This is a genomic window from Streptomyces sp. NPDC090798 (genome assembly GCF_044768965.1).
GTDB lineage: Bacteria > Actinomycetota > Actinomycetes > Streptomycetales > Streptomycetaceae > Streptomyces.
Genome location: NZ_JBIVXA010000030.1, coordinates 1 through 22,092, shown reverse-complemented (window position 1 = coordinate 22,092; position 22,092 = coordinate 1). Strand labels below are relative to the sequence as shown.

Sequence of the window (22,092 nt, the reverse complement as noted above, 5' to 3'; positions counted from 1 at the left end):
GGGAGCAGGCCCATGACGGCGGCTTCGCGGACCAGGCGGCGGGAACATCCGCGCGGGCGCGGGGAGCAGCCGGTGGCGGTGAACTCGTCAGCCTCGGAGGCGGGAACATCCCCGCGGGCGCGGGGAGCAGGCAAGTACGGCCCGGCCGACCCGTCGGTCGTGGGGAACATCCCCGCGGGCGCGGGGAGCAGGCGTATCCGCCGATGCCCGGGGCGGGGTTGGTGGGAACATCCCCGCGGGCGCGGGGAGCAGCGTTCCACGTCACGCGCCCCGGGTCGCTGACCGGGAACATCCCCGCGGGCGCGGGGAGCAGTCACACCGGGCCAGTACCCGCAGCTCCTTGAACGGAACATCCCCGCGGGCGCGGGGAGCAGTCCTCGCCGTACTCGACGCCGAACTCGGTGTGGGGAACATCCCCGCGGGCGCGGGGAGCAGGTCTTTAGAACGTTGGCGGCGCTGCGGTAGAGGGGAACATCCCCGCGGGCGCGGGGAGCAGTCGAAGGTGATGCACTGGACGGCCTCGGCGTCGGGAACATCCCCGCGGGCGCGGGGAGCAGCTCGGGACTGTCCCTCGCTCCCCTCACCGCCCGGGAACATCCCCGCGGGCGCGGGGAGCAGGTGATGCCGGGGCCGGTGTCGATGCCGTCGTCGGGAACATCCCCGCGGGCGCGGGGAGCAGCCCGGCCTGAGTGGCCGGGGCAGGTGGTGGGTCAGGAACATCCCCGCGGGCGCGGGGAGCAGCGGAGGGCCTGAGAGATGGCGCCGACGCTGGGGGGAACATCCCCGCGGGCGCGGGGAGCAGTCGCCCGACTACCACTTCGATGACAGCGCTCCGGGAACATCCCCGCGGGCGCGGGGAGCAGTCAGGTCTGCGTCTGCTGTGCACTGTCGCATGGGGAACATCCCCGCGGGCGCGGGGAGCAGGCGTACGCGGCGTCGTCGACCGGGACCTCGATGGGAACATCCCCGCGGGCGCGGGGAGCAGCCCCGGTAACGCTACGTGCCAGCCGGCCCACCGGGAACATCCCCGCGGGCGCGGGGAGCAGCCCGGCAGCGTCGCAACGGTGTCCCCGCGACGGGGAACATCCCCGCGGGCGCGGGGAGCAGCCGACTCACCTGGAAGAGCCCGAAGTGCCCTTGGGAACATCCCCGCGGGCGCGGGGAGCAGGGTGACGGGTTCCCCGTGGGTGGGTTCGCCGGGGGAACATCCCCGCGGGCGCGGGGAGCAGAGCTTCGCAAGGGCGTTGGCGGCGCCGATCTGGGGAACATCCCCGCGGGCGCGGGGAGCAGGCCTTTATCTGGACGTGACTTGCGATGGTGCCGGGAACATCCCCGCGGGCGCGGGGAGCAGCCGGTGTAGAGGTCCTCGTACGTGATGAGCCCGGGAACATCCCCGCGGGCGCGGGGAGCAGCTGAAAGCTGCCCTGATCTGGCCTGCCGCGTCGGGAACATCCCCGCGGGCGCGGGGAGCAGCACGCCCTCGGGATCAAGTCGCCGTCGGCAGTGGGAACATCCCCGCGGGCGCGGGGAGCAGCCGTGGATGGGCGGCCTGGGTGACACCAAGACGGGAACATCCCCGCGGGCGCGGGGAGCAGGCGGATTCCGTTGCCCGGTTGGCCGACCTGGGAGGAACATCCCCGCGGGCGCGGGGAGCAGTCGACGGCGGGGAGTGCCAGCCCGGATGCCCCGGGAACATCCCCGCGGGCGCGGGGAGCAGTTCCGGGCGGGGCCTTCGTCATGCGGTGGGCTGGGAACATCCCCGCGGGCGCGGGGAGCAGTCCGCTCCATCGCGCCCTTGTCGATGCCCGTCGGGAACATCCCCGCGGGCGCGGGGAGCAGATCCCGTCCGGGACGCTCACCCTGAGCGGCTGGGGAACATCCCCGCGGGCGCGGGGAGCAGCGGGGTCCATTGTTGTTACGGCTGATTCTACCGGGAACATCCCCGCGGGCGCGGGGAGCAGAGGACGGCCGCCGTACCCACGCTGTACCCAGCGGGAACATCCCCGCGGGCGCGGGGAGCAGACCGTCCTGGGCGACTACCTCGACGGCGGAGCGGGAACATCCCCGCGGGCGCGGGGAGCAGGCCTGACAGCAGAGTGCCCCTCACCGGCGGGGGGGAACATCCCCGCGGGCGCGGGGAGCAGTCCAAGGGCGACTACACGGCCGAGAAAGCCTGGGGAACATCCCCGCGGGCGCGGGGAGCAGACTGTTTGACCTGGGTGTTTACCTCTGAGGCGACGGATTCCAGAGCACTTTCTCCGAACCCGACAATCAACCCAAACTCGCCCCAATGCCCTTCAGGCTCTTCCGAAGCGTCGGCGTTTGGCCGCCTTGCTCCATCCGGGAGGAGCCGTGGTGGGTTGGGGCGCCTGCGGGGACGGGGGTTTCATGTCAGGGCGGTAGATAAGGGTGACGCCGTCGTGGTCGGTGGGGTGCCATGCGTGGTCGTGGGTGCGGAAGGTGTAGCCCTGTTCGTTGTTGGTGGTGTGGGCGAGCAGGGCGCGTCCTTGACCGGCGTATTGCTGGACCTCGTGCCAGAGCGCGTCGCGGATGCGGGCTGACGGGTTGCCAACGAACACGCCTGCGGAGATTTCCAGGAGCCAGCGGGTGAGGAAGCCACGGAGTCCTGCGGGGCAGTTGGTGAGGACGATGACGGTCACCAGGCCACCTGTTCGTAGTCGCCAGTGTCGTCGTGATTGAAGCCGGAGGGGACTTCGCGGCCGCCGTCGCTCTGGAGGGTGACCACGTCCCGGTCGCCGCCGGGGTCGGCCGAGCTGGTTCCTGTCGGCAGCAGCAGCTGTTTGATGTCGTCGACGCAGCGCTCCAGCAGGGACGTTTCGTTGATGCGGTCCCGCAGAGCGCGGCGGGTGCGGGGGCCGACGTCCTCCTCGTCCTGCGCGGCGACGTCGAACGCGAGTGGGATGCCGATCTCGGTCTTGTAGAGGTCGGCGATGTCAAGGACGAAGGACAGTTCGTGTCCGGAGTGGACGAAGCCGAGGGCTGGGCTGCAGCCCAGCGAAGTGACGACGGCGTGGGCAATGCCGTACATGCACTGGGCTGCCGCGGTGATGCCCTGGTTGACAGCGTCTGCGGCAGTGAAATCGCCGGGGGCATACTGGCGGCCGCGCCAGCGGATGCCGGTGCGGGCGGCCTGGGCGCGGTAGCAGTCTTTGACGCGGCGTCCTTCCCGGCCGAGGAGTTCGTGGCGGGTCAGGCCGGCGGGGTCTTCGTCGGGGAAGCGCAGCCGGTACATCGCGCGGGCCACGGTGAGGCGGCTGCGCGCGTTGGCCCACTGCCGGGCTTGGGCTTCCATGAGTGCTGAGGAGCGGGTGAGGGCGCGGCCGGCGGCGTAGTAGCGCACGCCGCGTTCTCCGACCCAGCAGACGGCCGCGCCGGTTTCTCCCAGCACGCTCATCGCCTGGTGGGTGATGCGGGTGCCGGGGCCGAGGAGGAGGGTGCCGATGGTCGCCGAGGGGATGTGGGTGGTGCCTTCTGCGTCCTGGGCGGTGATGGCGTTGGCGTCCCGGTGGACGGTGCACCGTTCCAGGTAGATGAAGGAGATGCGCTCTGCGGTGCGGGTGAGTTGTCGCGGTGTCAGTGCGGCGTGCTGGGAGATCGTGGTCATGGTGTCTGCCGGGCGGGCGGGGTGAGGGGTGCCAGGGTGATCAGGCCGCAGCCGTAGGCTTTGGCCCGGCCGATCCCCTGGGTGAGGGTGCGGCGCAGGGCTGCGGGGTCGGTGACTTCGAGCCGGCCGTCGAAGGTGACGGCGACGAGGGTGACGGGTTTGGTCTTCCTGTCGTCGTCTGTGCGCCTTTTATCGAAGGAGCGGTTGTTGTGGTTGCGGATGGACAGCTCGTAGCGGTCGCCGTGGTGTTCGTGTTTGCCCTGGTACGTCGTGCCGCTGGGCAGTAGACGTTTGTCGTCGGCTTTCTCCAGGATGCGGAAGCCGCTGCGCTCCTGGCGGTCGATCAGCCATGCCGTCTGGTGGACGGGGGTGAGGTGGGCGGTGATCTTGCGGGGCTCGTTGGGGGTGCGGCGAATGGTGTGAACCGGGTTGGCGGTCAGCCGGAAGGCCCAGCGGTCGCCTGTGGAGAGCTTGTCGAGGAACGGGGTGTAGGGCCTGGTCTGCCAGCCGGGGGTGTGTGGGTCGGCTGCGGCTGCCGCTGGCCAGCCGGCCTGCTCGACGAGGTGGGTGAGGTCCGGGCGGTCGGGGCTGACGATGTACAGCAGCACCTCGGCGCGGGCCTGGTGGTCCAGACGCCACAGCACCCGTGGCGCGTCCGGTGTGGGGACGTCCGTGGGCAGCAGGCCGGGGAACGAGGACATGACGGCTGCGTGCAGGGCCTGCGGCGAGGACAGCAGTCGGCGGGCGCCGGGACGGGCGGTGTTCATACGGAAGCGGGAGAGAAACATCAGCTGCTCTCATCCTCCAGAGCATCGAACGGGTCATGCCGCGGGGCGACGGCCGCGACGGCGCCGGGCACCGGCACCTTGGTGGTGACGACGGTGCGCAGGGCGTGGCGGCGGTGTGCGGCGGCGAAGCTGAGCGGCTGGTCGCGCAGAGTGTCGGCACCGCCCTGCTCGCCGGCTGCCGCCTCCCACAGCACCGTCAGTCCTTCCTCCGGACGGAACCGCTGCTGCTTGCGGTACCAGGCAGACGCCTGCCACGACACCTCTCGGAGAACGCGCTCCAAGCAGGCGTCCTCGTACAGGCCGAGCTCGAGCGGTGCGGCGGGCGGGCAGGAGCGGCGGCCGAGGAACGGCAGGTAGACCGGGGATTTCAGCGCGGCATGCAGATCGGTGAGCAGTGTGTGCTCGCCTTCGAGGGCGGCGACGAAGACGGCGTCGGCGAGGTAGAAGCGTTCCGACAGCGGCATGGATTTGCCGGTGACGGCGTGGTGGGCGGTGTGGAAGTCCCGGATGCGGGTGCCGGGTTGGTCGATCCGGACGCCGAACCGCAGGGCCGCCAGGGGCGCGAGTTCCGTGTCGTCGCCGCGTTCGATGCCTGCCGCAGCCGCGAGCAGGCCGATGACGCCGCTCTTGGTGGGGGCGGATTCGGTGGTGCGGCGGGTGAAGCGGGAGGAGGCCCCCCAGGACTGCAGGGGGCCGGCCAGCCGCAGGGTGAGGACGCCGCTCATGCGGGCTTGCCCAGGCGTTCGGCGACGGCTTGGCCGACGGCGGTGACGAGGTCGCCCAGGGTGTCGGACTCGGTGCCGAGGTCGGCGAGTTTGAGGGTGTTGGGGCCGACGCGCAGGACCCAGCTGAGGGTGGAGTCCTGGTCGCCGTAGGCGCGTTCGATGTCCGGGACGTAGGCGGCGAGGCGGTCGGATGCCTCCCGGACGTGGCCGCCCTGGTCGCCGCGGACGGGTTCTTCGAAGGCGGCGACGAAGCTGATCGGGCGGGTGGTGCGCAGTTTGACCACGACGGCGTCGGGCAGGGTGTGGTGCCCGAAGGTGTTGATCTTTCCCGTCGGCAGTGAGGCGACGAAGCTGTGCACGAACGCTTCGACCGCGCGGCGCACGGGCTCGGTCCTCGGCTCGTCCTCGCGCAGGCCCTGGCCGAGGTTGGCGGCGAGCTGGTGGACGCCGAGGGCGGCGTAGCGGTAGAGGGTGGCGGAGTTGAAGTCGACGGTGCCGATCATTCCGGCTCCGGTCTCTTCCTCGGTGTTCTCGTCGTCGACGGCCGTGTAGTAGTCGGACTCGTTGTCCACCCGGTGCACGCTGATGGCGTGGGCGACCTGGACGGCGGCGTCGACGTTGAAGTCGGCGGCGTCGGCGACCATCCGGCCGAAGAGGGCGATGTCGACGGAGTGGCGGCTGTCCGCGATCTCCTTGGCCTTCTCCTTGTTCGTCTTCTCCTTGTTCGTCTTCTCCTTGAGGAAGGCCGTGATGTCGGCGGCGCCGTCGACGGCGAGGCGGGCGAGGCCGTCAAGCTGGCGGGCGCTGAGGAAGACCAGGTACTTCGCCTCCGGCGCCGGGGTGTTACCGGACTCCTTGGCGGCGTCGGCCTTCCGCTTGGGCACCTCGGTCTTCAGCCCTGTCGCCTTGACCGTCTCGTCGGCGAGTGTGAGGGCCGTGTCGGTGCTGAGGGAGGGGGCGAGCTCGGTGATGCGCTTGGCGAGCAGTTCCACGACCTTCTTGGTCCGTACGCCGAGTTCGCTCGGGTCGAGCAGGTGCTCGTCGTCGAAGTACGTGCGGGTGGCCCGCTTCCATGCCTGGCTGGAGACGCGGGCGCGCGGCACACCGCCGTACACGGCCGTCTTCGGCGCGCCTGTGTCGTCACGGTTGAGGTTGCTGGGCGGGACGGTCTGCAGGGCGTGCACGTCCAGGAAGATGCGGTTCACGAGGCGTCCTTGTGGCTGTCGTCGAGGCTGGCGGCGGTGTCGTCGGGGCTCTGGCTGGGGGTTGGTGCGGCCGGTTCCTGCCAGGAGTGGAAGGAGCGGCCCCACTCGCGGCGGATGGTGTCGGCGCCGCCGGGCCGCTGCCAGGTGTAGAGCTGCCCGGCGAGCAGGCCGTAGTCGAGGGGGATGTCCGCGCGGCGCAGCAGGACGATCAAGTCGCGCAGCCGCTGGGAGAGGCTGGTCAGGTCGGGGGCGGTGCCGGCGCGCACCAGGCGCTTGCGGACGGGCTCGTCGATGCCGTCGGGCGTCATGAGACGCCGCACGGCCGCACCCAGTCCGGCCGGCTGTTTGTAGGTGTGGGGGCGGTGCATGCGCGCGCCACGGGACTGCTGGTGCAGGGCCCAGAGTGTGAGGGCCGCGTGCAGGGCGTCCTCCGCACGCACGAGTTCCTCCTCGCCGAGTGGCCGCACGCCTTCGAGGCGGGCTTGCAGGGGGGAGGTGTCGACCAGTTCCCACAGGTCGGGCAGGTCGGCGGCATCCCGGCCTGCGCCACGGCGCAGACGGGCCAGCACTGCGACGTCCTTCGGGCTGTCCCTGAGGTAGCCCTCCTGCCACGGCGTGATCTGTGCTGCGGCGAGTTCGGCGATCCGTGAGCGGGCGGTCGACGGGGCTGTTGTGGTGGTCATGCGGGCACCTTCGGGTCGGTCGCGGAAGGGTCGGTCTCGTGACGGCCAGGCGGACCTGACGGGGGTGTGCCTGCGTCGTCTCGCTCACCGGCCTCCAGCGAGCGGCCCAGAGCCTTGGCCAGGCGTCCGCGGAACCACTTGTCCGCCAGGCCCGCGTTGAGCCACAGAGCGCCCTTCTTGTCGGTGACGGTCCGGCCCTGCCATGCAGCATCCCCCGCCTGCGCGACGAGACGGTCGCCGAGACCGTCGACGATGCTATGTACGTCGCGCTGCCATCGACGGCGGCGCTCGAACGGGTCACCGGCGTCCGCCAGGGCAGCGATCCAGGTGCGGTAGGCGATTTCCAGCGCGGTGAAGCCGAGTTCACGTGCTGCCGATCGTGCCCCCTCCCCCTCGGCTCCAACCGCACGGGCCAGATCGGTAGCCAGATCCCCCAGCGCCCGCACCGCAAGGTCAGCGTCCTCGGCAGCACCGATCGCCTGCCGGGCACACGTACGGTCCTGGCGGTGCAGCAGCACGACCGGCATGGCGAGCTGGTCGTCGACCACCTCATCGATCACGGACTGTTGCGTCCCGTACGTGGCGCCGACGATCCGGGCCCGGATGAGGAAGCCCCGCGGCAGTTCCCCCTCGGTGACCAGGCGGGCGATCCACTCCAGGATCCCGGGACGCAGGTACGCAGCTGCCTCCGCGCCCTGGACCGTATCCGACCGGTCCGCGACGAGGGAGGCGATGCCCCGCCACGCCGAGCGGGCCGGATCGTGCTCGCGGGGCAGGTAGACCGGCGACTGGCGCAGCTTCTTCTCCTGCGCCAGGCTGCGCCGCCACGCGGTCATCGGCTCACGGCGGTGCATGTTCCGGGACGCGAGCGGGTCTCCGTAGCCGAGAACGACGCCCGTGACCGCGTCCTCGTCGTGATGGAGGCGCAGCCGGCGCGACTGCCACGTGTACAGATCGCGCAACCCGGTCGGCGTGCGTTCAAATCCGCCGGGTGGGCACGGTTCACGCCGCCAGGCCGGCCGGTCGTCCGCCGTGAACTCCAGAGCGTCGGTGTCAGCGGCCACCAGGTTCAGCAGCAGCGTCTCGCGCAGGGTGTCGCCTTCCGCGAAGACGCCACCAAGGCCGCCGGCCCACCCCGTGCCCAGCGGATACACCTTGCCGCCCTTTACCCGGTCGTCGCCCACCGCACCGGACTTGATCCCGGAAGTGTCGTAGGCGTGGGCGTGGACGACCCAGCGGGCCGCCTCGGCAAAGGTGAGCCGTTCGACGGTGGGCATCCGGGCGGTGAAGAAGGGCTCCCCGTTGGGCACGTCGGCCACGATCCGGTTGAGAGAGAAGACCTCGTCCTTCGCCGTCCGCAGCCCAGCGGTCTGGAAGAACGGGGCGGCCGGGTGGAAAAGGCCGAAGCGCTCGCGGTGCGTGTCCAGATACGCGCCGACCGGTGCGAAGCACCGCGGGTCGGCCCACAGTTCGCCCCAGGACTCGACATCGCGGGGGCCGTCGAGGGCGTCGTGGGCAACGGCCAGCAGCAGGCGCAGCAGCGCGAATTCCTGGGTGGGCAGGTCTCCCGCGAGGCGCCGCACCTCGGCTGCCCGGGCGAAGACCTGACGCAGCGACAGCTCCTCCTGCGAGCCGTCACATTTCAGGACCCCGATCCACGGCTCGGTGGTCAGGTCGAATAACGGGACACGGGCCGTGCTGTCACCGGTCGGTTCCGTCACGGGTCACCTCCAAGCCATCGGAAGGGCTGTAGTGGAGCGCATAGCCTGCCAGCAGGGTCTGACAATCCTCATCGAGCGCGAGAATCAGCTGGTCAGCCAACCACGGGCTGTCCTTGCCCTGCCAAGCGGGCACGTACAGCTGCTCCAGTTCCGCGATGACCTTGTCAAGGGTCTCGGCGTAGGAGAACTGGATGGGCAGCCGCAGCCCGCAACTCGCCGCCGCCCGGGCAGCGAACGACGTGGGCACCTGGTCCTGCGGCAGCTCAAGTCCCCCGCGCCGGCGGCCCCGCTTGTCTGCTTCCAGCCACGGGAGGGTGGCAAGGGTGCCGTCGGCACGCCGCTGCATGACGACGACTTCCAGGCTCTCCCGGCTGTCGCGGACCTGGGCCCGCCCCGTACGAGTGTCGTCGGCATCGCCCACCCCGGCCGCCACCCAGCCGAACAACGCCCGACCGGGACGGCCGACTTCGCCGAGGCGGAACACAGCCGCCCGCTCGGCCTGGTCGGCCCGGTGCCGCTCGAACCGCGCCCTTGCTTCCTCCAGCGCGTACGCCCAATGCTCCGACCCGACGGGAGCGTCGGCGTACGCGCCCTGGACGAGCGGGCTGATGTCAGCGGGCAGCCGCACGGGACACTGCGGCCCGCCGTCAAGATGGGGCAGCAGCACCGCGGCCGACCGCAGCAGCGCATACGCCCCGTATACCGCAACCGATCCGCGCACCGGGACGGGCACGTCCGCCTCCCAGCCGGCGCCGGTCAGCAGGCACCGTGCCGCACGCAGCCGCGCGGGCCGCTCGCTCTGGCCCTCCCCGCGCTGGTGACGGTGCAGCCGGCCCATCCGCTGCAGCAGCAGGTCCACCGGGCACAGGTCGCTGACGAGGAGATCGAAGTCCACGTCCAGGGACTGCTCGGCCACCTGGCTGGCCACCACGATATGCCGCCCTGAAGGCCGCCCCGTCGCCTTGCCGGGCGGACCGAACCTCTCCAGCAGGTCACGGTCCTTGGCCGCCCGGTCGACGTCCACGAAACACGAGTGCGCCACGCTGACGTCCCCGTCGCCGAACCTCTCCCGCAGCACACGGGCCGTCTCCAGCACTCGCTTGACCGTATTGCGAACGACGAGCACACACCCGCCGCCGGCCAGCTCCCTCTCCAGCCGGTCGGCCAGAACATCCAGACCGTCCGCAAGCCGCTCCACCCGGACATCCGTGCACCGGGCCGAAGCAACCGGATGGCGCACCACGGGCCTGCCGCCCGGCGCGACAGCGGTGAGCAGCGGATACACCCCGTCTGCCGGAGCGCTGTCGGCCTGTGTGCCGGCCGTCCCGGAGTACGCCTCGACCAGCTGACGCCGACGCGCAGCAGGCAGGGTCGCAGAGAGCACGACCACGGGAACCCGGTAGGCGCCCAGCCAGGCCAGCACCCGGTCCAGGTAGACGCTCATGTAGGTGTCGTAGGCGTGCGCCTCGTCGATCACAACGACCTTGCCCGCCACCGCCAGATGACGCAGCGCCAGATGCCGGCTCTTCAGCCCGGCGAACAGCAGCTGGTCGACGGTACCGGCCACGAACGACGCCAGCATCGCCCTCTTACGGCCCCGCAGCCAGGTGTGAGCCACCAGCTCGGCGCCCGCGGACCGCGTCGGCTCCCCCAGCCGCCCGGACGCAGGCACGGCGGCATCCACATCGACCGCCGCCACCTGCCCGCCACGGGCCAGTAGGCCGGCGAAGTCCTCGTTGAGAGCCGCTTTCGAATGCGCAAGGTGCACAGAGTGCCGGCGGCTGCCGTCGTCCGGCAGCCGTTTCAGCCACTCCAGCAACCGCGGGAACATCGCATTGCCCGTCGCCATCGTCGGCAACGCGAAGAACACACCGCCCGCACCCGAACGCGCCGCGAAGACCTCGGCCACAGCGAGCGCCGCCTCCGTCTTCCCCTCCCCCATCGGAGCTTCGATGACCATCAGCCCGGGCGCCTCCATCTCCCGGGCCAGCGCCAGCGCCGCCTCCTGAACCGGACGGACCCTCGCCCCCTGCGGAAGCCCGAACCGGGACACGAACAACTCCTGCGCCTCCCCGACAGGCTCTGCCGCCCGCCACGGCGCCGGGAGATCCAGCCCTTGCCATGCCGCCGCCAGCCGCTCCTCACTGCCACAAGACGCAGCATCCGGGAAGTACGGGAAGAGGTCGGGATTGCTGGCGATCCAGTCGGAGACGATGACCAGCGCGGTCAGCAACACCTGCACGGGCTGCGGCAGTCTCACCTCCCGCCACGCCTGAAGCCGATCCCCCACGCCAAAGCACTCCGCGCACGCATCGAGCAGCTCCGTCTGCACCTGTCGCCAAAGCCCGCTGCTACGGCCAGGAGTACGCAGCAACTCCTCATGGTCGTACAGGGCCTTGATCTGACCGTTCTCCGGCGGCACCCCATGATGCCCACCCACCGCCACGGTGAACTGCCCGGTCTGCTTGGCCGCCCACCCGTGACGCTCCTCCAGCCACTCACCCAGCAGCACCTGACCGGCCAGCCCGTGCGGTGCCAGTCGCCGATCCGGCCCCATCGCCTGACGGGACCGCATTTCCAGACCTTTCTCCCGCATGACATCGGCGAGTTGATCGACCTGGCAGGCGAACGCCGGCGTCGCCTTACCAATGTCATGCACACCCGCAAGCCACACGACGAGCCTGCGCCCGTCCCCCTCACCACCGGGCAACGCCCCAGCGATCAACCGCCGCACACCGGAAGGCAGCCACTCGTCCCACAGCAGGCCGGCGACAGCCGCGCTGTCCTCCATGTGCCGCCACAAGGGCAACCATCCGTCAGCGTCACGATCATGCTTCGCCCACACCGACCGCGCCGACACCTGAAGCCGCGACAATAGCCCACAACCGACAACACCCCCACTGGTCATGCAAGATGCCTACACGCAAACCAACACCCAGCAGGCCAAATCGAGGAAACAGACTTGATCTGCAGCCGATAGAGCTATCCAGCTCCCGGCAGGCACACTCAAGCCATAAGGTGATCCATTTGCTATCGGCATCCACCCCAGAAAGAGATAAGCGAGAAATGCACCCTTTGCCGAGATCGGTGAAAGTACGTGAAACCGTGCAGCCCTAGCCCCAGACCAGCAGGTCAGACAGTCTGCTCCCCGCACCCGCGGGGATGTTCCCGTCGCCGCGGACAAGCTGAGCCTCCCTGGGCTCTGCTCCCCGCACCCGCGGGGATGTTCCCAGCCGCAGGCGCGCGACCTCCAACTCCAAGGTCTGCTCCCCGCACCCGCGGGGATGTTCCCTCCCTGCGATGACACGGCGCCACAGCTGGATCCTGCTCCCCGCACCCGCGGGGATGTTCCCGGATACGCCTACTGGGGCCACTTCTTCGGCTGCTGCTCCCCGCACCCGCGGGGATGTTCCCTTCAGCGGGTCGGCGTACGGGTCCGGGGTAGCCTGCTCCCCGCACCCGCGGGGATGTTCCCCTTCCGTCCGGGTTTTTCAACGGCAGCGTCGCCTGCTCCCCGCACCCGCGGGGATGTTCCCGAGGCCAGCGACAGGCTGCCTGCGGTGACGGCCTGCTCCCCGCACCCGCGGGGATGTTCCCGACAAGCCCGATCCCGTCGCGGATGAGCCCGCCTGCTCCCCGCACCCGCGGGGATGTTCCCCGCGCACATCCTCGATCGGTATCTCGACGATTCTGCTCCCCGCACCCGCGGGGATGTTCCCTACCGCGGGTGTGCCCCGCACTGGGATCCGGACTGCTCCCCGCACCCGCGGGGATGTTCCCGCAACTCGACTACCTCCGGGCCATCCACGAATCTGCTCCCCGCACCCGCGGGGATGTTCCCGTAAGCGCTGGCTTCGCAGCCCGGCGCGCGGGCTGCTCCCCGCACCCGCGGGGATGTTCCCTTGATGACCCACGGGTTCGCGCCGCTGGTCTCCTGCTCCCCGCACCCGCGGGGATGTTCCCTGCGGGAAAATCGGAGCCAGCTGGCTCAGGAACTGCTCCCCGCACCCGCGGGGATGTTCCCTGCTCGGCGTTCACGCGGCCACCGCCTTCCGGCTGCTCCCCGCACCCGCGGGGATGTTCCCAGGACGACGCCACAGCCGCAGCGCCGAGCGTCCTGCTCCCCGCACCCGCGGGGATGTTCCCAACCTCACGGTGCGCGGGGAATTCCACGGGACCTGCTCCCCGCACCCGCGGGGATGTTCCCCTCGTCGACGGCATGTACCAGATCGAAAAGGCCTGCTCCCCGCACCCGCGGGGATGTTCCCGAGGCCCAACTGGGAATCGTCTTGGTGAAAAACTGCTCCCCGCACCCGCGGGGATGTTCCCCGGCAACGAGTCCAATGAATACCGGACTCAAGCTGCTCCCCGCACCCGCGGGGATGTTCCCCCGGACTTCGACACGAACCTGACCGGCTGGAACTGCTCCCCGCACCCGCGGGGATGTTCCCGGCTTCGGGTGTTTCCGTCGGCTGGTGGTGCGCTGCTCCCCGCACCCGCGGGGATGTTCCCATGTCCGGCATCCTGCGTCCGATTGGCGAACTCTGCTCCCCGCACCCGCGGGGATGTTCCCGAAGTGGAAGAACAGCCAGGCCATGAAGGCGACTGCTCCCCGCACCCGCGGGGATGTTCCCGTTCAAGAACCATGTGCATGCCGCGTTGCAGGCTGCTCCCCGCACCCGCGGGGATGTTCCCAAGGAGACGCGCATGACCACCACGACCACCCTCTGCTCCCCGCACCCGCGGGGATGTTCCCTCACCCCCCAGCCCTGGGACTACACCACCCCCCTGCTCCCCGCACCCGCGGGGATGTTCCCGTCCGCAACCAGATCGCCCAGCGCTACAAGAACTGCTCCCCGCACCCGCGGGGATGTTCCCGGACCATCGAGGCGATCGCCCGGTCTGTCGGACTGCTCCCCGCACCCGCGGGGATGTTCCCGGCGCACTCGCCCGGAGCCTGTGCCTCACCTCCTGCTCCCCGCACCCGCGGGGATGTTCCCCAGGTTGAGTTCGAACAGGGGCTCCATCAGGGCTGCTCCCCGCACCCGCGGGGATGTTCCTGGGGCTGAATTGGGAGGCCAGCCCGGAGCGCCCTGCTCCCCGCACCCGCGGGGATGTTCCCGCCGAACACGAAAGATCGGTTCACGTTCGCTCCTGCTCCCCGCACCCGCGGGGATGTTCCCCGATCCCTTCACGGCCCCTCCCTTCGTGTCGTCTGCTCCCCGCACCCGCGGGGATGTTCCACCGACGTCACTCCTGCAGGCCAGGAACCCGGGCTGCTCCCCGCACCCGCGGGGATGTTCCCTCGGGCTCAAGGATCGCGAGGGCACGTTCGATCTGCTCCCCGCACCCGCGGGGATGTTCCCCGGGCAGGCCTGATCACCGTCCAGTCCCAGCCCTGCTCCCCGCACCCGCGGGGATGTTCCCGAGACCCCCGACGACTACCTGTCGGGCTCGGTCTGCTCCCCGCACCCGCGGGGATGTTCCCATCCGCGCCGAGAAGGCCGAGCGGATCGAGGCCTGCTCCCCGCACCCGCGGGGATGTTCCCAGCTCCTGGCGGATGCGGATCTCGTGCGCGACCTGCTCCCCGCACCCGCGGGGATGTTCCCAGCTCCTGGCGGATGCGGATCTCGTGCGCGACCTGCTCCCCGCACCCGCGGGGATGTTCCCGCCGCCGCCACCGTCTTGGCGGACAAATCCGGCTGCTCCCCGCACCCGCGGGGACGTTCCCGGGCCCCGATCAGAGGCGTCCCGGCTGATCACCTGCTCCCCGCACCCGCGGGGATGTTCCCAAGGCGATGATCGCGCACACCGTCGCGATGCCCTGCTCCCCGCACCCGCGGGGATGTTCCCAGTGCGCCGACGGCCAGACGTGCTCACGGTGGCTGCTCCCCGCACCCGCGGGGATGTTCCCGATCGGCCGATGGACTGGAAAGTCCCGATTGGCTGCTCCCCGCACCCGCGGGGATGTTCCCTCATGCCGACACGCACGCACTGGAGCATCCGGGGCTGTCGCTGCCGCATGGGGGACATGTGGTTCTGCGGCGGCACTCCTCACTACCATCCCGAGGCGGCAGGACTGTCGGGCAGCACGGAAGCATTCAGTGAGCGAGCCTGTGACCTGGGCACTGAAATCTTCCGTGCGATGGCTCATGCGGGTTCGGGTGCAGCGATTGCTTCAGTGTCGGGTGGCAGTGGGTCAGCGTTTGACGCGGTTGCGGACGGCGAGGACCGCGAGGCCCAGAAGGACGGGCTCGGCCAGGCGGGAGGTCATCTCGATGTAGGTGCCGGCGGTGGTCAGGTCCTGCTCTGCGTCCTGTCGCTGGGCAGCGGCCTGTTCCTCGCTGGCACCCCGCTGGACGACGTCTTCACTCTGCTGGGTGGCCTGGGAGCCATCGGCGCGGCCACCCTAACCGCGGCCGGCGTCTGGCAGCCGTCCTCGTCGAGGCCGCCGTGCGCGGCGCAGGCAAGTAGGTGGCCGCCATGACCCGTTCCCCTGTCGGCGGCGCCGCAGAGCGCCCCTTCGCTCACCTCGCCGAGTACCTGATCGCCCTGTGCCGGGCCGCGCGGCTGCCTCAGCGCGCACTGGCCCGGGCCGCCAACGTCTCGCGCGGCACCGTCCAGCGCGCCGAGTCCGGCACCGCGCCGCCCTCGCTGGCCGTTCTCGACGCCTATGTACGCGCATGCTCAGGCAGCCCTGCCGAACACGCCCGGGCCCGCCTCCTGCGCACCCGCGGCCGCACCGCCCAGCGCGACCGGCTCCGCCACCTCGACGCCCCCGCCTCGCCCCTCATCCACACCGAGGACGATCTCGGCGCCGCCCTGGCCGCCGCCTACGAACGGGCCGGCGCACCCTCGCTGAGCGACGCCCGCCTGACCCCCGGACGCAGCCCCTTGCCACGCACCACCGCCTGGCGGATCGTCAAGCGCAGGAAGCTGCCGCCCACCGCCGAGCAGTTGGTGACGTTCCTCACCGCCTGCGGCATCAGCCCGGCCGAGCAGCGCCCGTACATCGACGCCTACCACCGCATCACCGCCGACCGCGGCACCCGCCCCCTCCCCCCGTCCCGCCGCCGGGCCGGGCGTCTTCAGCGCATCCCGCTGTCCCACGGCGGAACCGACGGGCCGCCCGCCTTCACCGACAAGATCAGCCCGCCCTTCCAGAACCTGCTCACCGTCCTGTCACCCGAAGACGTCGAGGCCGTCCTCACCGCTGGCACCGCCCGCCTGTTCGAGGAACGCGGACGGCTCAACGGCACCGCCACCGCCGTCCCCGAGTGGCTGGCCACCACGGCCCTCGTCGGCCACCGCCGACGGTCACACGACGATCTACCAGGTCAAGCACCATCAGCGCCGTCCCGGACCGCCGCCCAAGCAGACCTCGGCCTCCACCACTCCCCCGCCTGGCCCGGCCCTCATCGGTGAGCCGAAGCTCAGGAGTTGTCACTAGCGGGGTCGAACGAGATGGCAAAAGGGATCGGTCGAAGCATCCTGGTTGTCACAGGCGAAGCATCCGACTTGTCACACACGCTCATTTCCGCCTGTCCCCGCGGCCCGCACGACGCTAGCGTCAAGTCCATGATCGTATGGCTCAACGGCACCCACGGCGCAGGCAAGACGACGACCAGTGCGCTCGTGCAGCAACTGATCCCGGACTCACGGGTGTTCGACGCCGAGAAAGTCGGCGAGACACTCATGGACATCACGCCAGGGCTGCCCGCGACGGACAACTTCCAGCACTGGCCGCCGTGGCGGCCCCTCGTGGTCGAGACCGCCCGACGCGTCCTCGACTACACCGGCGGCACCCTGGTGATGCCCATGACCGTCCTGGTCGAGCAGTACTGGCGCGAGATCAGCTCGGGCCTTGCCCAGCACGCCATCCCGGTCCGGCACTTCGTCCTCCACGCCGACCAAGACACCCTCCGCGAGCGCATCGCGAGCGACACCGTTCTTGGCCCCAACTCCCCGTTCCGTCTCCAATACCTTGAGCCCTACGCCGAGGCAGCCCGCACGTGGCTGCACGCCGAGGCCGAGGTCGTCGACACCACGCACCTCACACCCGCCCAGGCCGCCCAGCAGATCGCAGAAGCCGTCAAGAGTTGAGAAAAACGACCTTCCGGCGTCAAACCTCGCAGGTAACAATAAGCCTTCCTATGTGACAACTAATCGTGCTTCGGCTCAAACGGCCTGTGACTGAGCACTTGATTTGGCGAGTTGAGCGCGAGGCGATCCGAGTCGCGGCACCTGCATGCCGTATCGGTTTACACACGAACCCCACCCGGCTGAATGACATGGACAAGCTGAGCTGGCCGAAGGGATGAGCAAGGTCGTCGAGTGGTCTCTTGCATCCCGACGGATCGGTTCCCCGCACCTGCCAAGATCCATCCGGAGCCGATACGATCGAGCACCGGCGAAACTCGGGGGAGGCCGCGTGTCGGGACAAGTCGCTGCACGGCGTAACACCTTGCTGGTGGCCACTGCGACCGGTGTGGTCGCCGGACTGGGACTCACCGGCGACATGGTCTTCGACGTCTTCGAAGGCTGGGCTTCCTGGGCTGTTCGCGGCGGCGCGGCCTTGGTCGCGGCAGGCTTGGGCGTGTACGGGACGCTCAGAGCCCACCGTGCTGAGGAGCCGGTGCCTGCCCGGGATGCGGTGCCCCAGGCGCTGCCGCCCCGCGAACTTCCCACTAGGGAAGCGCTGGTGGGTGACACCACTGCCCTGGACGGTTTACGCGCCTATTTCCGAGACGTGCCCGCGCCCGACAACCGCACGCTCCCATCGAGCGGTGCCGAGAGCCAGTCGAAGCTCGTCGTCGTACATGGTCAGCCCGGCGTGGGGAAGACGGCCCTGGCGCTCAACGCCGCGCACGGGGTGAAGGACGCCTACCCAGATGGCCAGATCTACCTCGACCTCCACGGTGACAAGGCGACTCCGAGAAGCAGCGCGGACGCCCTCGGCCACATGCTCCGCAGCCTGCATGTGGCGCGGGAGGACATGCCGGACTCCGTCGACGACCGGGCGGCGATGTTTCGGACGCTCACCTCCGACCAGAGACTGTTCGTCCTCCTAGACAACGCGCACAGTACGGACCAGGTCGAGCCTCTGCTGCCCACCGGCGCGGGGTGCTCGGTACTGATCACCTCCCGGCGGGCGTTTTCTCTCAACAGCATCACCCAGCGGGAGCCCGTCCCGGTACATCTGCCGGACGACCGGAACGCACTTGCCGTGCTCTCACACTACGCGGGGCAGGAACGCATTGCCGCCGAGATGGAGGCGGCAATGGACATCGTCCGCTTCTGCGGCAACCTCCCGCTGGCCCTGCGGCTGGTCGGCTGCAAGCTGAAGCAGCGATCCGGTCCCAGTCTTGGCCGCATGCGCGTGCTCTTGGAGGACGAGAGAAGCCGCCTGGACCACCTGAAGTTCGGGAACCGCAGCCTGACCGCCTGCCTCATCTTCAGCTTCCAGGGCCTCACGCCAACCACTCGTTCCTCCTTCGCCATGCTCGCCTCCTTGCCCGCAGGCCGGTTGGCGGACTGGCACTTCGCCCGGCTCGCGGTCACCCGCGGGGCCGGTTTCGCGGCCGGCGACGAACTGGTCGAGGTCGCGATGATGGAGACACTGGACGGGGAAGGGGGCCGCGACTCCGAAAGCAGGTACCGCATTCACGACCTGATCCGTGTCTTCGCCGCCCGCCAGTACGACGAGCTGCCGCCGGAGGAACAGAACGCTCTGGAGGAACGCCTGGTCCGGGCCTACAGGGACGCCGTTGTCCACTGGGCGGCTCAGCGCGCCCCAGAACTGCGCGCCGAGGTCGACCCCGAGCGCGTGTCGGACCTCCGTGACTCGCAGACGACGGCCGCCGAGTGGGTCGCCGCAGAGCAGGACCGTCTCCTCTGGGCGATCGACCGTGCGCGAAACCTTGGGCTGAACACGGTGGCGGCGGAGATCGGGGAGGCGCTGTCGTACTTCCTCGACGACATCACTCTGGCCCCGAACTCCGCCGACTGGCTCTTCAACGCTCCCGGGGAAACTCGGCCGCGGGTGCTGGCCGGCCTCCGCAGGGCACGCGCGAGGGCTGCCCTAGCCGAAGGCAACCCAGATAGGGTGCTTTCGCTCCTGACCTCGGACAGCGAAGATGCAACGGAGAGCTCCGGGGACCGGGCCGCATGGGCCCGGGACGCGATGGTCGTCGCCCGGGCGCACTCCATGAAGGGCGACTACCGCACCGCCCTCGACCGCATGACGATCGCAGTGGACCGCCTCCGCTCGGCCGACGACTCCTGGCACACCCTCGGTTCCCTCGAGCTGCTGGGCGAGCTGCAGCGCTGGCGTGGCAAACCGGAGCTAGGCGAGCAGGGCCAGCGGGAGGCTTTGCGCATCGCCGAACAAGTGGGTGACCTGAAGGCTCAGGCACGTCTGCGGCGCACCCTGGCTGAGACACTGGGCTATGTGCGCCGTCCTTCGGAGGCGGCCCCGCTGCTCGAGTCGGCCAGGGACGACTTCAGGCTCCTCGGCGACCGCCGCTGGGAAGGCGCCACCGAGTACGCTCTCGGCAAGATCTACCGGCTCCTCGGAGAGCGCCAGAAGGCACTCGACTGCTACAGCAGGGCGGAGGGCATCTTCGGCCCGATGGGCGAGCAGCTGTGGGTCGGCCGGGTGAACAACGCACGTATTCGCGTCCTCGCCGGCATGGGACAACTCGATGACGCCGCCGCCACCGCCCGCGAGGCGATCGCGTTGTTTGAGCAGCTCGGCAACGAGATGTGGGTGGCGCACACCCAACGGGACGTCGGCTGGCTGCACCTGCGTGCCGGGCGTCCCCAGGACGCCGAGGCACCGCTCACTCACGCCGTGGACACCTGTGCTGCAGCTGGCGATGCCTACGCGGGCGCCATGGCACGTCACCTGCGCGGCGTGGCCTACCGCGAACTTGGCCGGTACCCGGAGGCCCATGCCAACTTCGACGCCGCGCTGGAGGTCTACAGGTCCGGTTCGTACGAATGGAACGAGGCCGCGGTCGCCCACGACGTGATCCGCACCCTCCGAGCGGAAGGCCGCACTGAGGAGGCCGACGTCATGCAGCGGGGCATCTCCGTCGCCAACCCGATCTTTGACCGCATGCACGGCCGGGACGGAGCGGTCGCCGTGCCGGACGAGGACTGAACCAGCCGGAGATTGACGTCCTGATCTTACCGCGCGGTCATGGTGCCCTGGGCCCGGCTGTGCGCGGTGCGCCGACTCGCGAACATTTCACAGTGGCTTCGTAACCGAGAACGGGGATCAGGCACAAATTCCGTGAGGAGGATGAACGGGGTTCGGTCTCGGTGACGTTGTACGATCTTGGTGGTTAATTCCAATTGTCATGCGACGAGGCGTAGTTGGAGTCTGGCGAGGTGGCAATGACTGGTGCGGTCGAGGGGGCGGCCGTGCCACCAGGCGTGGAGTCGGATGAGGTTGAGGGCGGCGGCGCTGGTGGTGTGGTCGAGGTGGGTCTTGGCAAGGCCGCGGTAGCGGGCTCGGCGCAGGCCGGTGGTGTGGGTGGCCTGACGGATGGCGCCCTCGACCCCGGCCCGCAGTGCGTAGTCGCGCTGCCAGGTGCCATCCTGCTGCTGAGCGCGGGCGGTGCGGATGGCCTCGGTGAGCTCACGGGGGTAGAGGCTGAGCCGGCGGCCCTTTCGTGAGCTGGTGCACTGCTCCTTGACCGGGCAGGGGATGCAGTCCAGGGCGGCGAAGGCAACGACGGTCTTGGCCACGCCCTCCTGGACGACGTCGTTCCAGGTGGCACTGATCTTTCCGGCCGGACAGGCGGCTCGCTTGCCGTCCCAGTCGATGGTGAAGTCATCTGCGGCGAAGCCTTGTTGGGCCTTGGCCTGGCGGGAGGTGTCGAGCAGGACCGGAGTGACCAGCGCGATGCCGTAGTCCTTGGCGGAGGCGACGATCAGGTCGGCGCTGGGGTAGCCGGAGTCCAGGTAGTGCCGGGCGGGCAGCAGGTGGCGGCGGTCGAGGGCTTGGTGGATCGGCTCCGGGGCCTTGGTGTCCGGGAGGGTGGAGGCGGTGGTGGCCACGTTCGTGATGATGTTCGGCCGGGCGGGACGGTCGCCGTCGGCCTGTGGATGGCAGGTCTCCGACACGTGCAGCTTGAACCCGTTCCAGAACAGATCGCGCTTGGCGGACCAGCGGGCGTCGGTGTCATACGGGGAGGCCAGGCGTATCGGGCCGGGCGGCAGCCCGTCACCCCCGTCCTCGGCGCGCTCGCGGCGCCGGATCCGCAGCCTGCCGCCCCCACCCGTGGTGCGGGTGTAGTTCTGCACCAGCACGATCCGCAGGGTCTGCACCGCGGGCAGTTCACGCAGCCATGCCGGGGAAACCGGGGCGTAGAGGGCCTCCAGCAGGGTGTAGCCGTCCTTGGCGTAGTGCAGGGCGAGTTCGTCCTGCTTGGTCTTGGAGGAGGGCAGGCGCCAGGTGTCGATCCGGTCCGCGTAGCGGCGGCTCCAGTCCTCCACGACCAGCGCTTGGTCCACCCAGTCGGGGCAGGCCGCAGCCAGGGCGTTCAGGGCCGCGCGCACGCTCTCGCCGACCAGCTCAAGCCGGTTCAGGTCCCGCACCGCGGCCACGATGTGCGTGGAGTCGGTGCGCTGGCTGCCGCCTGCCGCCACCAGTCCCAGCTCGCGCAGCCGCTCCAGCAACAGGTCCAGCACCCGCTCCTCCGACCCGTGGGCGACGACACGGGAGCGGAACTCCGACAGCACGCTGTGGTCGAAGCCTGGGTCCTCCAGCGCCAGGCCGAGCGCGTACTTCCAGGACAGGTTCTCCCGGACCTCGTCCGCGGCCTGCCGGTCGGTGAGGTTCGTGGCCTTCTGCAGCACCGTGACCAGTGCGAGCCGGCCTGGCGACCAGCCCGGCTTGCCCGCCCGCCCGAACCCGTCGGCGAAGGCGGCGTCCGGGAACAGCTCGCCCAGCCGGTCGCGGACCTGCACCGCCAGCGGGGCCTCCCGCCTGCCCGAGTACATCACCCGGACCGCCGCCACTATCTGCGGATCCGGCTGAGGCCAAGGCTGGGGCTGCACCGACACGACACGCTCCGATCCGAGAAGACCCACGAGTGATCACCAGCACTCATGGTCCACCGCCTGCTCGTCGCGCTGCGACCCCTGGCGCACGGGCAGACCCACGACCGACTCCGCCAGTCATCACGACGCCCGCCAACTCGGCGCCAATGCACGGCAGTTGGAATTAACCACCAAGATCTTGTACGTGCCGAATATTGCATCCACGCTGGTCACAGCCCTGATTCGACGTCATCGGACCGCGCCTGACGGGGCAGCCTCCCGCGCGGAGAAGAG

Annotated in this window: 13 protein-coding genes and 2 CRISPR repeat arrays (1 of these 15 only partly in view); of the genes, 4 read left to right on the top strand and 9 right to left on the bottom strand. The window is 70.1% G+C overall.

What is annotated here, in order from left to right; all coding sequences use genetic code 11:
- Positions 1–2,205: direct repeats of the CRISPR family, unit length 29 nt; unit sequence GGGAACATCCCCGCGGGCGCGGGGAGCAG; it reaches 937 nt to the left of the window's first position.
- Positions 2,206–2,297: 92 nt separating this feature from the next.
- Genes cas2e through cas3 form a run of 8 tightly spaced genes read right to left on the bottom strand, consistent with a single transcriptional unit; the run spans position 2,298 to position 11,538 of the window.
- The gene (cas2e, locus tag ACIQTP_RS41320; RefSeq protein ID WP_403409867.1) at positions 2,298–2,660 is read right to left on the bottom strand and encodes a type I-E CRISPR-associated endoribonuclease Cas2e; all 363 of its coding nucleotides are present in this window, start codon (positions 2,658–2,660) and stop codon (positions 2,298–2,300) included.
- Positions 2,657–3,625 (bottom strand): type I-E CRISPR-associated endonuclease Cas1e, encoded by a 969-nt coding sequence (gene cas1e, locus ACIQTP_RS41315; RefSeq protein WP_403409864.1) that lies wholly within the window; start codon positions 3,623–3,625, stop codon positions 2,657–2,659. The genes cas2e and cas1e overlap by 4 nt, the downstream gene beginning before the upstream one ends.
- Complete coding sequence (gene cas6e, locus ACIQTP_RS41310) at positions 3,622–4,413, bottom strand: type I-E CRISPR-associated protein Cas6/Cse3/CasE (RefSeq protein WP_403409861.1); 792 nt, start codon at positions 4,411–4,413, stop codon at positions 3,622–3,624. The genes cas1e and cas6e overlap by 4 nt, the downstream gene beginning before the upstream one ends.
- Entirely contained in the window at positions 4,413–5,138 is a 726-nt protein-coding gene (cas5e, locus tag ACIQTP_RS41305) for a type I-E CRISPR-associated protein Cas5/CasD (protein WP_403409858.1), read from the bottom strand. Before cas5e ends, cas6e begins: the two co-directional genes overlap by 1 nt.
- Positions 5,135–6,343, bottom strand: coding sequence for a type I-E CRISPR-associated protein Cas7/Cse4/CasC (gene cas7e / locus ACIQTP_RS41300; protein WP_403409855.1), 1,209 nt, complete (start codon positions 6,341–6,343; stop codon positions 5,135–5,137). Before cas7e ends, cas5e begins: the two co-directional genes overlap by 4 nt.
- The gene (gene casB / locus ACIQTP_RS41295; RefSeq protein ID WP_403409853.1) at positions 6,340–7,026 is read right to left on the bottom strand and encodes a type I-E CRISPR-associated protein Cse2/CasB; all 687 of its coding nucleotides are present in this window, start codon (positions 7,024–7,026) and stop codon (positions 6,340–6,342) included. Before casB ends, cas7e begins: the two co-directional genes overlap by 4 nt.
- The gene (gene casA, locus ACIQTP_RS41290) at positions 7,023–8,747 is read right to left on the bottom strand and encodes a type I-E CRISPR-associated protein Cse1/CasA (protein ID WP_403409851.1); all 1,725 of its coding nucleotides are present in this window, start codon (positions 8,745–8,747) and stop codon (positions 7,023–7,025) included. The genes casB and casA overlap by 4 nt, the downstream gene beginning before the upstream one ends.
- Entirely contained in the window at positions 8,728–11,538 is a 2,811-nt protein-coding gene (gene cas3 / locus ACIQTP_RS41285) for a CRISPR-associated helicase Cas3' (RefSeq protein ID WP_403409848.1), read from the bottom strand. The genes casA and cas3 overlap by 20 nt, the downstream gene beginning before the upstream one ends.
- A 350-nt stretch (positions 11,539–11,888) precedes the next feature.
- Positions 11,889–14,723: direct repeats of the CRISPR family, unit length 29 nt; unit sequence CTGCTCCCCGCACCCGCGGGGATGTTCCC.
- A 2-nt stretch (positions 14,724–14,725) separates the two neighbouring features.
- On the opposite strand from cas3, the gene ACIQTP_RS41280 reads away from it, so the two are divergent.
- The 4 genes from ACIQTP_RS41280 to ACIQTP_RS41265 all read left to right on the top strand — a co-directional run bounded on the left by ACIQTP_RS41280 (position 14,726) and on the right by ACIQTP_RS41265 (position 19,912).
- Entirely contained in the window at positions 14,726–15,235 is a 510-nt protein-coding gene (locus ACIQTP_RS41280) for a hypothetical protein (protein WP_403409845.1), read from the top strand.
- On the top strand, positions 15,232–16,173 hold the full coding sequence (locus ACIQTP_RS41275) for a helix-turn-helix domain-containing protein (protein WP_403409842.1): 942 nt from the start codon (positions 15,232–15,234) through the stop codon (positions 16,171–16,173). Before ACIQTP_RS41280 ends, ACIQTP_RS41275 begins: the two co-directional genes overlap by 4 nt.
- Positions 16,174–16,326: 153 nt before the next feature.
- The gene (locus tag ACIQTP_RS41270; protein ID WP_403409839.1) at positions 16,327–16,851 is read left to right on the top strand and encodes an AAA family ATPase; all 525 of its coding nucleotides are present in this window, start codon (positions 16,327–16,329) and stop codon (positions 16,849–16,851) included.
- Positions 16,852–17,218: 367 nt separating this feature from the next.
- A complete protein-coding gene (locus ACIQTP_RS41265; protein ID WP_403409837.1) occupies positions 17,219–19,912 on the top strand; it encodes a tetratricopeptide repeat protein in 2,694 nt (897 codons plus the stop codon).
- Between the two features lie 197 nt (positions 19,913–20,109).
- On the opposite strand, the gene ACIQTP_RS41260 is transcribed toward ACIQTP_RS41265, so the two are convergent.
- On the bottom strand, positions 20,110–21,822 hold the full coding sequence (locus ACIQTP_RS41260; protein WP_403409834.1) for an IS1182 family transposase: 1,713 nt from the start codon (positions 21,820–21,822) through the stop codon (positions 20,110–20,112).
- Positions 21,823–22,092 lie beyond the last annotated feature (270 nt).

Excerpts from the sequence above, each read along its gene's own strand:
- cas1e (WP_403409864.1), bottom strand. The coding sequence starts at position 3,625 with ATGACCACGATCTCCCAGCACGCCGCACTGACACCGCGACAACTCACC.
- cas6e (WP_403409861.1), bottom strand. The coding sequence starts at position 4,413 with ATGTTTCTCTCCCGCTTCCGTATGAACACCGCCCGTCCCGGCGCCCGC.
- cas5e (WP_403409858.1), bottom strand. The coding sequence starts at position 5,138 with ATGAGCGGCGTCCTCACCCTGCGGCTGGCCGGCCCCCTGCAGTCCTGG.
- casB (WP_403409853.1), bottom strand. The coding sequence starts at position 7,026 with ATGACCACCACAACAGCCCCGTCGACCGCCCGCTCACGGATCGCCGAA.
- cas3 (WP_403409848.1), bottom strand. The coding sequence starts at position 11,538 with ATGGAGGACAGCGCGGCTGTCGCCGGCCTGCTGTGGGACGAGTGGCTG.
- ACIQTP_RS41280 (WP_403409845.1), top strand. The coding sequence starts at position 14,726 with ATGCCGACACGCACGCACTGGAGCATCCGGGGCTGTCGCTGCCGCATG.
- ACIQTP_RS41275 (WP_403409842.1), top strand. The coding sequence starts at position 15,232 with ATGACCCGTTCCCCTGTCGGCGGCGCCGCAGAGCGCCCCTTCGCTCAC.
- ACIQTP_RS41270 (WP_403409839.1), top strand. The coding sequence starts at position 16,327 with ATGATCGTATGGCTCAACGGCACCCACGGCGCAGGCAAGACGACGACC.